Origin of the sequence: Spongiactinospora gelatinilytica (assembly GCF_003236385.1) — a bacterium.
Lineage (GTDB): Bacteria > Actinomycetota > Actinomycetes > Streptosporangiales > Streptosporangiaceae > Spongiactinospora > Spongiactinospora gelatinilytica.
On the sequence record NZ_POUA01000236.1, the window covers coordinates 1 to 12281 of the forward strand.

Consider the following 12281-nt stretch of genomic DNA (forward strand, 5'->3'; position numbering starts at 1 on the left):
GGGCCGAGGAGTGGTCGGGGCGGGTGATGGCGTTCTGCCGCCGGCTGGACCTGGGCCGGCCGTTCGCGCGCTGCCGTACGCACTACGGCACGGCCCTGCTCTGGCGGGGCCGGTGGGCCGAGGCGGAGGCCGAGCTGACCGGGGCGGCGCGGGCGCTGTCCGGCCTGCGGCCGCAGTACGCGGCGGAGGCCGTCGCCCAGCTCGGCGAACTGCGCCGCCGCCAGGGGCGAAGGGAGGAGGCCGCCGAACTGTTCGGCCGCGCGGACGCCACGCCCGACGGCCGGTTGGGCCTCGCCGAGCTGCGGCTCGACGAGGGAGACCCGGCCGGCGCGCTCGACCTGGCCGGGCCGCTGCTCGGCGCGCTGCCCCCGGGCGCGAGCCTGGAACGCTGCCGCGCGCTGGAACTGCTCGTCCGCGCGGCCACGGCCCTCGGGCCCGCCGCCGGCGCGAGCCGGGTCCGCGAGGCCGCCCGGGAGCTTTCCCGCCTGGCCGGCACGGTCGGCACCGACGCGGTACGCGCCTCCGCGGCCTGGGCGGCCGCACTCACGACCCTGCACACCTCCCCGGACGGCCGCACGGACGACGGCACGGCCCTGCGCGCCTCTCCGGACGGTGGCGCGGGTGAGGATCCCGACTGCGGGCTGCGGCGCGCCGCCGCGTTGTTCGAGCGGGCCGGCGACGCCTACAACGCCGCCCGCGCCCGGCTCGACCTGGCGGCGGCGCTGCTGGCCAGGGACCGGCCGCAGGCCGCGGCCGGGGAGGCGGCCACGGCCCGGGAGACCTTCGTGCGGCTGGGCGCCCCCGCAGAAGCCCGCCGCGCGGCGCGCCTGCTGGCCAGAGCGCACCGAAGACCCGAGCCCGGCCTGACCACGCGGCAGCGGGAGATCCTGGGCCTGGTGGCCCTCGGCCTCACCAACCGGGACATCGCCGGCCGCCTGACGCTGAGCGAGCACACCGTCAAGCGGCACCTCGCCAACATCCTGTCCCGCCTGGGCGAGCCGACCCGCAAGGCCGCCGTCGCCCACGCCTCGCGCGCCGGGTTGCTGTAGCCGCAACTCAGGCGTCTCTGCGCCGCAGCAGCGTCAGCGCCAGGGCCATGGCCGCCGCCACCCACAGCAGGTAGACGCCGAAGCCGGTCCAGGGCGGGAGCAGGGCGTCGCTCGCCGGCGACATGATCCGCATCCCGGCGGTGCTGGTGATGTACTTCATCACCTGCGCACCGGCCTCGCCGGGCAGGACGGTGGCGAGCTGGGGCAGGATCAGCAGCAGGACGGTGATGGCCACGATGCCGCCCGCGGTGTGCCGGATGACGGTGCCGACGGCCAGCCCGAACAGCCCGGTGGCGGTGATGTAGAGGGCGGAGCCGAGCACGATCCGCAGGCTGTCGCCCTCGGTCAGGGCGACGCCGTGCTCGCCGAGGACGAGCTGCCCGGCGAAGAACGACACCAGCGTGGTCACCAGCATCAGGGCCAGCACCGCGAGGGTGAACACGATGACCTTGGCGGCCAGCATCCGCCCCCGCCGCGGCACCGCCAGCAGGCTGGTGCGGATCATCCCCGTCCGGTACTCCCCGCTGATCACCAGTACGCCCAGCGCGGCGACCACCAGGGTGGCGAACTGGGCCCCGGCCATGCTGAGCGCCGCGGGATCGCCCAGCGGCTCCTTATCGATCATGTCGAGCGAGATCTTGCTGTTCAGGATCGAAAAGCCGACCATCACCACCACGACGGTGGCCATCGACCACATGGTCGAGCGCACCGAGCGGAACTTGGTCCATTCCGAGCGCATCACGTCGATCACGACGCCACCGCCGTGTACTCCACGCTGTCCTGGGTCAGTTCCATGTAGGCGCTCTCCAAGCTGGGTTCGACCATGGTCAGTTCGTGCAGGGGGATGCCGGCCGCCGCGGCGGCCTCGCCGATCTCCTCGGTCGTCCTGCCGGGCACCCGCAGGTGGTCGCCGGAAAGGCCGGTGGCCGCGCCGTTCAGCAGGGCGGCCAGGCTGCGCAACTGCGGCGAACGGACCCGGACGTACCGCTGCGCGCTGCGTGAGATGAACTCCGACACCGTGGTGTCCGCGATCAGCCTGCCCCTGCCGATCACGATCAGGTGGTCGGCGGTCTGGGCCATCTCGCTCATCAGGTGGCTGGAGACGAACACCGTGCGCCCTTCGGCGGCGAGCCCGCGCATCAGCGTGCGGATCCACAGGATGCCCTCGGGGTCGAGCCCGTTCACCGGCTCGTCGAAGATCAGGATCTCGGGGTCGCCGAGCAGCGCCCCGGCGATGCCGAGCCGCTGCGCCATGCCGAGCGAGAAGCCGCCCACGCGCCGCCGGGCCACCTCGGTGAGCCCGACCTTCTCCAGCACCTCGCCGACCCGGGAGGCGGGCAGGCCGTTGCTCTGGGCGAGCTGGAGCAGGTGGTCGCGCGCCGTGCGGCCGCCGTGCACGGCCTTGGCGTCCAGGAGCGCGCCCACCTTGCGCAGCGGGTGGCGCAGCTCGGCGTACGGCACGCCGTCGATGCGCGCCACGCCGCCGGTCGGCCGGTCCAGGCCCAGCATCATGCGCATCGTGGTGGATTTTCCGGCCCCGTTCGGACCGAGGAAACCGGTCACCCGGCCGCTTTCCACGGTGAAGGACAGCCCGTCCACGGCGAGCGTGGAACGGTACCTCTTGGTGAGGTCCTCTGCGGTGATCATGTCTCAAGCGTCGCCGCGGAACGCCGGGAAATCGTCGTCCGCGGGCACGGTCTCCGGGATGGGAGCCGGGGGCGATCGCCGGTCCCGGGTGGGAGCAGGGTCCTAGTCAGGCACCGGACGGGCGTACGAGGCCCGTCTCGTAGGCGACGATCACCGCCTGGGCCCGGTCGCGCACCCCGAGCTTGGCGAACAGGCTGGTCACGTGGTTCTTCACGGTGGAGGGGGAGAGCCCGAGGTCGCCGGCGATCTCGGTGTTGGACCGGCCGCTCCCGATCAGCGTCAGGACCTCGCGTTCGCGGTCGGTGAGCGCGCCGAGCAGGCCGTCTCGCGGGGTGGCGCGCGGGCGCGCGGCGCGGACGAACGTGCCGATCAGCCGGGTCAGCAGCCGGGGTGCGACCGCCGACTCGCCCCGGTGCACGATCCGGACGCCCTCCACCAGCTCCTCGGGAAAGATGTCCTTGGGCAGGAACCCGGACGCCCCGGCGCGGAGCATCGCCACGACGTACTCGTCGAGGTCGAACGTGCTGAGCGCGAGCACCCGGACGTCCGGATGCTCGGTGACGATCCGCTCGGTGGCGGCCACGCCGTCCATGCCCGGCATGTGGACGTCCATGAGCACCACGTCCGGTCGCAGCACGCCGCTCAGCCGTACCGCCTCCTGGCCGTCGGCGGCCTCCCCGGCCACCGTCATGTCCGGCTGGGCGCCGACGATCATGCCGAATCCGGTGCGGACCAGGGCCTGGTCATCCGCGAGCAGCACGTTGATCAACGCTCGACCTCCGTTCGGGGTTCGGGGGCGGCTGCGCCGCGTGGCCGGGCACCGGCATGCGGGCGTGTACCCGAAATCCTCCACGCGGGCGGGGGCCCGTCTGCAACTGGCCCCCGCACAGCGCGACGCGTTCGGCCATGCCGCTCAGGCCGTAGCCCGCGCCCGTGGCGTCCCTGCCGCCGGGCGTCCAGCTCGTGCCGTCGTCCAGGACCTCCACGGCGACCGCCTCCTCCTCGTAGATCAGGTGGACGCTCGCGCGGGCCCCGGGGGCGTGCTTGCGGGTGTTGGTCAGCGACTCCTGGACGATCCGGTAGACGGCGTGGTCCACGGCGGCGGGCAGCGGCGCGGGCTCGCCCTCGATGGTGAGCGCGGCGGGAAGCCCGGCCGCGCGGGCCTGCTCGACCAGCGTGGCGACCTCGGCCGCGCCCACTCCGGAGTGGTCTTCCGGCTCCTTGTCGTCCTCGGCGCGCAGCACGTGCAGCAGCTCGCGCATCTCCGACATCGCCTCGCGGGCCGTGCGTTCGGCGGTGACCAGCACCTCCTGCGCCCGCGCGGGGTCGGTGGCCATGGTGGTACGCCCGGCGCCGACCAGCACGTTGATCACGCTGATGTGGTGGGCCACGACATCGTGCAGTTCCCTGGCGATGCGCCGCCGTTCGGCGCGGACCGCGTTCTCCGCCGCGTGCAGCTCGCGGCGCTCGCGCAGCTCGTACCTGAGCCGGAAGAAGTGCCCCACCCCGACCGCGAGCAGCAGCATGAGGCCGTTGCCCACCTGGTTGGCGCTGCCCTTGGTGGCCCACATGGCGAAGCCTTCGGCGATCGCGGTGGCCAGGGCGGTAAGCCAGGCGAGTCTGGCGGGGGTGTACCGGCCGAGGGTGTAGAAGGCGACCAGCGAGGCCGGTTCGGCGACGCTGAACGGGGTGAACAGGGCCGTTGTGATGTCGAGGGCGACGGTGGTGAGGGCGACCAGGAGGGGTCTGCTCCGCCGTGCGAGGAGGGCGAGCGCGCCGAGGACCACGGCCGCGGCGTCGGCCCGCACGGCAGGGGAGGCGACGGGGACGATGAAGCTCGCGGGCAGCGCGTAGAGGCCGGGGAGGGCCACGGCGATGGTCAGCAGCCGGTCCTGGACGCGCGGGCGACGCAGGATACGCCAAACAGGCCGTACGCCCGGGATTCGCATGGTTCGACGGTACGGCACGCGCGGCGTGCGCGAGCGCGTGCGATACCGTCGGCCAGAGGGCGGGACCGCGCGGCGCAGCCGTACGCGCCGGGCCGCCGACGCCGGAGCCGTCGAGCGGAGCAACGCGAATGAGCAGGTCGGTGCGGGTCGTCTGGGACGACGCACTCACTTCCTACAACTTCGGGCCCGGCCATCCGCTGGCCCCCGTGCGCGTCGAGCTGACCATGGCGCTGGCCCGCGAGCTGGGCGTACTGGCCAGGGTCGAGCAGACCGGATGCGCCCCCGCCACCGATGACGAGCTGGCGCTGATTCACTCCCGCGACTACATCGCGGCCGTCCGGCGGGTCTCCCGGGACGGCCGTCCCGACCTGGCGGCGGGGCTCGGTACCAGCGACAACCCGGCCTTCGCCGGGGTCCACGAGGCGTCGGCGCTGATCGCCGGGGCGAGCCTGGCCGCGGCCCGCGCGGTGTGGACCGGCGCGGCCGAGCACGCGCTCAACGTGGCGGGCGGCCTGCACCACGCGATGCCCGCCTGCGCCAGCGGCTTCTGCGTCTACAACGACCCGGCCCTCGCCATCGCCTGGCTGCTCTCCCAGGGCGCGACCCGGATCGCGTACGTGGACGTCGACGTCCACCACGGCGACGGTGTGCAGGCGATGTTCTACGACGACCCCCGGGTCCTGACGATCAGCCTGCACGAAAGCCCGCGCACGCTCTTCCCCGGCACCGGCTTCCCGCAGGAGACCGGGGCGGGGGAGGCGGAGGGCACCGCCGTCAACGTCCCGCTGCCCGCGGGCTGCGGCGACGCGGGCTGGCTGCGCGCCTTCCACGCGGTGGTGCCGCCGCTGCTCGCGCAGTTCCGGCCGGAGGTCCTGGTCACCCAGCACGGCTGCGACGGCCACGCGCTCGACCCGCTCGCCCACCTGACGCTCAGCCTGGACGGCCAGCGGGCCGCCTACCAGGAGCTGCACCGGCTGGCCCACGAGACGGCGGGCGGCCGGTGGGTGGCCACCGGAGGCGGCGGGTACGAGCTGGTCCAGGTGGTGCCGCGGGCCTGGACGCATCTGATCGCCGAGGCGTCCGGCCATCCGCTGGACCCGGACACCAAGACGCCGGAGGCGTGGCGCGAGCTGGCCGCGGAACGTACCGGCGAGCTGCCCCCGTTGACCATGACAGATGACCGCATTCCGGAATTTCGCCACTTCTCCCACGGTTATGATCCAGAAGACCCTGTTGACCGGGCCATTGTCTCGGCCCGGAACGCCGTGTTCCCCGCACACGGCCTTGATGTGCTGCTGTGAGTGCCCGTGGACGAGCTGACACCCCCGAGTCGATCCGAGCTTCGTGACCATCTGATCGCCACCAAGATCGCGGGCGACGTCGCCACCAGCCGCGAGAACAACCTCGACCACTACAGGTCGCTGGCCGAGCGCGATCCCTACTACCAGCTCGGCCTGACCTTCGCCCAGCCGTGGGGCTACCGCGACGTGCTGGCGCTGATGGCCAAGTCCGCCGGGGTGAGCCCGGACCCGGCGCACCGGGCCGGCCAGGACACCATCGACCCCGACCGCACCATCGACGCCCTGGACGAGATGGGCGCGCGGATCGGCGCCGCACTGGCCGGCGGGCGGCCCCGGCTGCTGTTCGCCACCGGGCACCCGACCGGGCTGCTCACCGTCCACCTGTCGCTCGCCCGGTTCGCCGTACGGCACGGCGCCAAGCTGCTCACTCCCGGCGAGGGCTGGGCCTACTCACCGGCCTACCACGGCCGCCGCACCCGGCGGGTCCGCTACCTGGACGGCGTGGCCATGCTGGACGACCATGGCGGATTCGTCCACACCCACGACTCCGCGCCGATGGAGGCGATGCTCGGCAGCCTGAACGGCGAGCGCCCCGACCTGGTGATCGCCGACCACGGCTGGGCGGGCGCGGCCGGGGAGGCGGGCCACCCGACCGTCGGGTTCGCCGACTGCAACGATCCGGCGCTGTTCCTCGGCGAGGCGGAGGGCAAGATCGCGGTGGCGGTGCCGCTCGACGACAACGTCCTCCCGAGGTACTACCGGCCCCTCACGGCATACCTCGTCTCGAGGGTCACGCAGGCCCTCTGAGTCCCGTTGGAGTGGATTCGGCCCTCCTTATACCAGTTTTTCGCGCCTGCATTCCGAGTCGCGCGGGCCTCGTTTGCCAACTTTTTCATGATCGTGGGCGACTCTTATGGGTAGACAGTTGTTCCGTTCCAAGAGCACGGCGAGGGTGCGGTCAGCCCGCTGGCCTGCGTTTTCGGCGATTCGACTGACACAGGGCTTCGAAGACTGATGGACTAGGGGGTTTGCGCACTCGGAGTCCCGCCTTACGCTGACGGCAGTACACGTGCGTGAGCAATGGCACCAGTGGGGATAACCCGGATACACGTGCGGAAGAGGCGTCCGATGGGTGCAGGTGAAAGACCTCTCAGCGAGGTGAAGTTCCTGACGGTGGCGGAGGTGGCCACCGTCATGCGGGTGTCCAAGATGACTGTGTACCGGCTCGTACACTCGGGCGAGCTGCCGGCCATCCGGGTCGGCCGCTCTTTCCGGGTCCCTGAGCAGGCGGTCCACGATTATCTGAGAGACGCCTACATCGAGGCGGGCTGAGGCGGCCGGGCGGTGCCCGGCGTCTCATCGAGTAGCGGCGTGCGCCGGCGAGCGCGGTCACGCCGCGAGTGCAGTCTCCCGGGGCTCCCCCAGGGGCGATCTACCGTGGATCGCCGGTAGGCTGTTGACTCGGTGTGCTGCTCAGCACACCGAACCAGCATCTACCAAGACCTGGGGGTCCCGTGGGCTCTGTCATCAAGAAGCGCCGTAAGCGCATGGCCAAGAAGAAGCACCGCAAGCTGCTCAAGAAGACCCGTATCCAGCGGCGTAACAAGAAGTAGCAGCGGACCTGCGAGGCGCCGATGACCCGTACCGTGCTCGTCACCGGGGTCGCCAGGCATATCGGCGCCCGAGTGGCGAGCGTTCTCGCGTCCGACCCGGGGATCTCCCGGGTGATCGGCGTGGACACCGTTCCACCGCCGACGCCGGCGCGTGACGGCGGTCCCGCGCCCGGCGGCGTGCCGCTCGGCCGTACCGAGTTCGTCAGGGTCGATCTGCGCAGCCCCGACATCGCACAGGTGATCGCGGCGGCCGACATCGACACCGTGGTCCACGTCGACCTCATGAGCGCTCCCAGGGCCCTCATGAAGGAACACAACGTGATCGGCACCATGCAGCTCCTCGGCGCCTGTCAGCGGTCCCCGCTGATCCGCCGGGTCGTGGTGCGCTCGACCACCGAGGTCTACGGCTCCTCCGCCCGCGACCCCGCCGTCTTCACCGAGGACGCGGAGCCTCCCGAGACCCCCAGTCACGGATTCGCGAAGGACGCGGTGGAGGTCGAGGGCTACGTGCGGGGCTTCGCCAGGCGGCGGCCCGACGTGACCGTCACCACGCTGCGCTTCGCCGACTTCATGGGGCCGGGGGTCGATTCTCCGCTCACCCGCTACTTCGGCCGGCCGGTGCTGCCCACCGTGCTGGGATTCGACCCCCGCCTGCAGTTCGTCCACGTGGACGACGGCGTGGAAGTGCTGCGCCGCGTCACGATGGAGGATCGCCCCGGCACGTTCAACGTGGCCGGGGACGGCGTGCTGCTGCTCTCGCAGTGCGTGCGCCGCGCCGGGCGGCCCACGATGCCGCTTCCGTCGCCGGCCTTCGGCGTGCTCGGCGAGCTGGCCGGGCGGGTCGGCCTCGCCGACTTCTCGCCCGAGCAGATCCGGCTGATGTGCCATGGCCGCGCGGTCGACACCACCCGCCTGGCCGACGAGCTGGGCTGGAAGCCCAAGTTCACCACGGCGGCGGCGTTCGACGACTTTCTGCGCTCACTCGGCCGCGACGCGGACGGCGGGCCGCTGGCCGCGCTGATCGGCCGGATCGAGGAGGAATTCGGCCGATGAGCCACGACGAGTCCTACGCGACGGTGGTCCCCATCGACGCGGCGGCCCGCGGGCGTGCCGGTTCGGCCCCGCCCGGTGACGATCGGCTGATCGAGCTCCTCGACTTCGTGCGCAGGCGGCTCGCCGGCGAGTACGAGATCGACGAGTTCGGGTTCGACCACGAGCTGACCGACAAGGTGCTGCTGGAGCTGCTGCGCCCCCTCTACCGGCACTGGTTCAGGGTCGAGACGCTGGGCCTGGACAACGTCCCCGCCGAAGGCGGCGCGCTGGTGGTGGCCAACCACTCCGGCACCGTCCCTGTGGACGCGCTGATGCTCCAGGTCGCCATGCACGACGAGGCGCACCGGCCGGTACGGCTGCTCGGCGCGGACCTCGTCTACGAGCTTCCGGTCCTCGGGCATCTGTCCCGCAAGACCGGGCACACCCTCGCCTGCCGCGAGGACGCCGACCGGCTGCTGCGCAAGGGCGAGCTGGTGGGGGTCTTCCCCGAGGGCTTCAAGGGGGTCGGCAAGCCGTTCCGCGACCGGTACAAGCTCCAGCGGTTCGGGCGCGGGGGGTTCGTGGCGTCGGCCATCCGGGCCGGGGTGCCGATCATTCCGTGCGCGATCGTCGGGGCGGAGGAGATCTACCCGAAGATCGGCGAGCTGCGGACACTGGCGCGGGCGCTGGGCCTGCCCTACCTCCCGGTGACGCCGCTGTTCCCGTGGCTGGGGCCGCTGGGGCTGATCCCGCTGCCGTCCAAGTGGATGATCGAGTTCGGGGAGCCGGTACGCACCGACGAGTGCGACCCGGACGCGGCCGACGATCCGGCCACGGTGTTCAACTTCACCGACCATGTGCGCGAGATCATCCAGCAGCGCCTGGACGACCTGCGGCTGCGCCGCGGCCCCGCCTTCCCGCCGCTGTTTTGAGCCGGCTCTCTCCGGGCCGGGTCTCTCAGGAGCGGTAGTGGCGGCGCAGGGCGATGGCGGCGGCCACGCCGCCCGCGAGCGCGCCCGCCGCGGCGGCGATGGGCAGCCCGATCATGGTGGCCTTGCGGCCCGTGCGGTAGTCGTGGATCGTCCACCCGTGGTGCCGGGCGTGCTCGCGCAGCTCGCCGTCCGGGTTGACCGCGGAGGCGTTGCCGACCAGTGAGAGCAGCGGCAGGTCGTTGGCCGAGTCGCTGTAGGCCGAGCAGCGGGTGAGGTCGAGCCCCTCCTTGCGGGCCAGCGCGCGCACCGCCTCGGCCTTGGCCGGGCCGTGCAAGAGGTCGCCGACCAGCCGCCCGGTGTAGGCGCCGTTCTCGGTCTCGGCCACGGTGCCGAGCGCGCCGGTCAGCCCGAGCCGCTGGGCGATCACGCTGGCCAGCTCCACCGGCGTCGCGGTGACCAGCCACACCCGCTGGCCGGCGTCGAGGTGGCTCTGCGCGAGCGCCCTGGTGCCCGCCCAGATGCGGTCGGCCATCACCTCGTCGTAGATCTCCTCGCCGAGCTGGACCACGTCATCGACCTTGAGCCCCGCTACGAAGGCCAGCGCGGTCTCCTTGGCCTCGGTGATGTGGTCGGCGTTCTCGTTGCCGCGCACCCGGAAGATCGCCTGGCCCACCGCGAACCGCAGCAGGTCTTTGGTGGTGAACAGGCCGCGCCCGGCCAGCCCGCGGGCGAAGTGGTAGATCGAGGCCCCGCGCATCATCGTGTTGTCGACGTCGAAGAACGCCGCCGCGGTGGGGTCGGGCTCGGCGACCGGCATGCTCACGGCGGCGGCCGCGGCCACCTCGCCCGCGAGCCTGGGCTCCTGCCGCCGTCGTAGTAGCCGCCTCATAATCCATCAGCTTAACCGTCCTGGGGGACCATGACCGGTCCGTCGCGTTAGCGGCGTATGACACGCCGATTCCACCGCGTATACGGGCCGTCCCGGCGTGTCGGCCGAGAGGGTGTCTTGTCGGTCGTCCAGCGGCCCCTCAGCGCCGCGTAGCGCCGTTCGGTCGCGGGTTCACTCGCCGGCCGGGGGTTCAGTCGCCGGTCGTGGCGGAGGTCGTCTCGGGGGCGGCGAGGCCGTCGATGTAGTCGAGGTAGCCGCTCGCCTGGCGCTGCGTCTGCGCGTCCATCTTCTGCAGCATCGGGTCCACCACCTGGTGCTGTTTTTCGGCGAACCGCCGCAGCGTCGGTTCCTCTTCTTCCTTGGTGTCCTTGCGCTTGACCCTGCCCAGCTCGCACACCGCCGACCGGGTGGCCCGGTCCATGTCCCGGATCGTCTTCTCCACCAGATCGACCCGTCCGGGCGTGCCGAGCAGTCTGGCGACCTCCGCGGCCCGTTCCTCGGCCGTCCGCAGCTTGCGCTGCGCCCGTTCCCGCTCGTCCGTGCTCAGCCCGACCATGGTGGACTCCGCCGCCCGCTTCAGCGGATACAGCGTGTCGCCCGGCACCGCGCGGTAGGCCACCAGCCCGGTCACGGTGAGTGTGAACGCCACACCGACGGCCGTGAGCTGCGAGAACACCGCCACTCGCCGATGCCCCCTGGACCGGCCGCCGGCCCGGCCCGCCCGGCGGCAGCGCCTGGAGCGGCGCGGCCGCCCGCGCACGATGTCCGCCTGACCGGCGGTGGGCGCGATGGTCTCCGCCGGTTCGGGAGGCGGGCAGGAGGCGTCCTCGGCGTACGCCGTGAGCAGGTCCGCCCGCAGCTTGGCGCGGAACTCCTCGCGGGGACCCGCCTCCTCCTGAATGCCGATCTTCGACAATCGTTCGGCCAGGCGGGTTTGGGTACGCCGGGTGGTGGCGGGGCGCCACCACCGGGGTCGCCACTTACGCATGAACGCTCCCTGCCGCCCCCGAGCGATGATCCATCGGTGTCACTTGCCTAACGATGGGCCGGTACGACAGGTTACGTTCCGTTTCCAGGGCACCTGTGGGGACCGCCCGCCGTACCTGTCGGTGACCGCCCGGCCCGTCGGCGGCTCCTTCAGGTTTCTCCAGGTTCTTTCAGGTTCTTTCAGGTTCTTTCAGGTGAGGTCCGCCCGCAGCGCGCGGGCCAGCGCGCGGGTCGCGCGGAACTGCAGGGCCTTGATCGCCCCGCTCTTCTTGCCCATCACCAGTGCGGTCTCCGCCAGCGACATGCCGTGCAGGAAGCGCAGCACCACGCACTCCTGCTGCTCCGGCTTGAGGTCCCGTACCGCGCGCAGAACCCTTTCGTTGACCATCGCCGTGACAACCGCGTTCTCGGGGATGTGCGGGCCGTCCAACGGGATGTCGAGCACTTCCGCCGTGGACACCTCCATCCGGTAACGCCCCGATTTGAAATGGTCGGTGACCAGATTGCGGGCGATCGTCACCAGCCAGGCGCCGAAGTCGCGTCCCTGCCAGGTGAAGTGCGCGATACGGCGGAGTGCGCGCAGAAACGTCTCGCTGGTGAGGTCTTCGGCGAGTGGATGTGAGCCGACGCGGAAGTAGATGTAGCGGTAGACGAGGTCCACGTATCGGTCATAGAGCGTTCCGAAGGCGTCGGCGTCTCCGGTCTTGGCACGCAGAACCAGGGCCCGGAGGTCGTCGTCCCCTGGAGCCGCCACATCCTGACGTACTGCGAACTCGCCCGCCCGTGCGCTTTGTGACATCCCCGCCCTAGGTGGCGGGGAAAGCCCGGCGAACGGCCACGTATTCGGCATCCGGTATCCCTGGGGGGAAGGGGGTCGATCCC

At 71.9% G+C, this 12281-nt stretch carries 14 protein-coding genes; 7 read left to right on the forward strand and 7 right to left on the reverse strand.

Going from position 1 to position 12281, the window contains the following annotated elements:
* A partial coding sequence (locus C1I98_RS25555; RefSeq protein WP_233508171.1) for a LuxR C-terminal-related transcriptional regulator occupies positions 1-1049 on the forward strand: 1049 nt, incomplete at its 5' end.
* A 7-nt stretch (positions 1050-1056) separates the two neighbouring features.
* On the opposite strand, the gene C1I98_RS25560 is transcribed toward C1I98_RS25555, so the two are convergent.
* The 4 genes from C1I98_RS25560 to C1I98_RS25575 all read right to left on the reverse strand — a co-directional run bounded on the left by C1I98_RS25560 (position 1057) and on the right by C1I98_RS25575 (position 4645).
* A complete protein-coding gene (locus C1I98_RS25560) occupies positions 1057-1800 on the reverse strand; it encodes an ABC transporter permease (RefSeq protein ID WP_111169974.1) in 744 nt (247 codons plus the stop codon).
* Positions 1797-2696, reverse strand: coding sequence for an ABC transporter ATP-binding protein (locus tag C1I98_RS25565; protein WP_111169975.1), 900 nt, complete (start codon positions 2694-2696; stop codon positions 1797-1799). The genes C1I98_RS25560 and C1I98_RS25565 overlap by 4 nt, the downstream gene beginning before the upstream one ends.
* 106 nt (positions 2697-2802) lie before the next feature.
* Positions 2803-3465 carry a response regulator gene (locus C1I98_RS25570; protein ID WP_111169976.1) on the reverse strand — a complete coding sequence of 221 codons (663 nt, stop codon included), beginning with the start codon at positions 3463-3465 and terminating at the stop codon, positions 2803-2805.
* On the reverse strand, positions 3440-4645 hold the full coding sequence (locus tag C1I98_RS25575; protein WP_111169977.1) for a sensor histidine kinase: 1206 nt from the start codon (positions 4643-4645) through the stop codon (positions 3440-3442). Before C1I98_RS25575 ends, C1I98_RS25570 begins: the two co-directional genes overlap by 26 nt.
* Positions 4646-4773: 128 nt before the next feature.
* Here C1I98_RS25575 and C1I98_RS25580 point away from each other — a divergent pair, with 128 nt between their 5' ends.
* The 6 genes from C1I98_RS25580 to C1I98_RS25605 all read left to right on the forward strand — a co-directional run bounded on the left by C1I98_RS25580 (position 4774) and on the right by C1I98_RS25605 (position 9523).
* Positions 4774-5946, forward strand: a complete 1173-nt coding sequence (locus tag C1I98_RS25580; RefSeq protein WP_111169978.1) for an acetoin utilization protein AcuC — start codon at positions 4774-4776, stop codon at positions 5944-5946.
* Positions 5947-5961: 15 nt separating this feature from the next.
* Entirely contained in the window at positions 5962-6753 is a 792-nt protein-coding gene (locus C1I98_RS25585; protein ID WP_111169984.1) for a phosphatase, read from the forward strand.
* Between the two features lie 321 nt (positions 6754-7074).
* The gene (locus C1I98_RS25590; RefSeq protein WP_012887307.1) at positions 7075-7278 is read left to right on the forward strand and encodes a helix-turn-helix domain-containing protein; all 204 of its coding nucleotides are present in this window, start codon (positions 7075-7077) and stop codon (positions 7276-7278) included.
* Positions 7279-7460: 182 nt separating this feature from the next.
* On the forward strand, positions 7461-7559 hold the full coding sequence (locus C1I98_RS25595) for a 30S ribosomal protein bS22 (RefSeq protein WP_018654693.1): 99 nt from the start codon (positions 7461-7463) through the stop codon (positions 7557-7559).
* Positions 7560-7580: 21 nt separating this feature from the next.
* Positions 7581-8612, forward strand: a complete 1032-nt coding sequence (locus C1I98_RS25600) for an NAD-dependent epimerase/dehydratase family protein (protein WP_111169979.1) — start codon at positions 7581-7583, stop codon at positions 8610-8612.
* Positions 8609-9523, forward strand: a complete 915-nt coding sequence (locus C1I98_RS25605; protein WP_111169980.1) for a lysophospholipid acyltransferase family protein — start codon at positions 8609-8611, stop codon at positions 9521-9523. Before C1I98_RS25600 ends, C1I98_RS25605 begins: the two co-directional genes overlap by 4 nt.
* A gap of 25 nt (positions 9524-9548) precedes the next feature.
* On the opposite strand, the gene C1I98_RS25610 is transcribed toward C1I98_RS25605, so the two are convergent.
* The 3 genes from C1I98_RS25610 to C1I98_RS25620 form a co-directional block, all read right to left on the reverse strand.
* Positions 9549-10412, reverse strand: coding sequence for an HAD family hydrolase (locus C1I98_RS25610; RefSeq protein WP_111169981.1), 864 nt, complete (start codon positions 10410-10412; stop codon positions 9549-9551).
* A 190-nt stretch (positions 10413-10602) separates the two neighbouring features.
* Positions 10603-11400, reverse strand: a complete 798-nt coding sequence (locus C1I98_RS25615) for a DUF5667 domain-containing protein (protein ID WP_146607621.1) — start codon at positions 11398-11400, stop codon at positions 10603-10605.
* Between the two features lie 189 nt (positions 11401-11589).
* A partial coding sequence (locus C1I98_RS25620; RefSeq protein WP_306461917.1) for a sigma-70 family RNA polymerase sigma factor occupies positions 11590-12281 on the reverse strand: 692 nt, incomplete at its 5' end.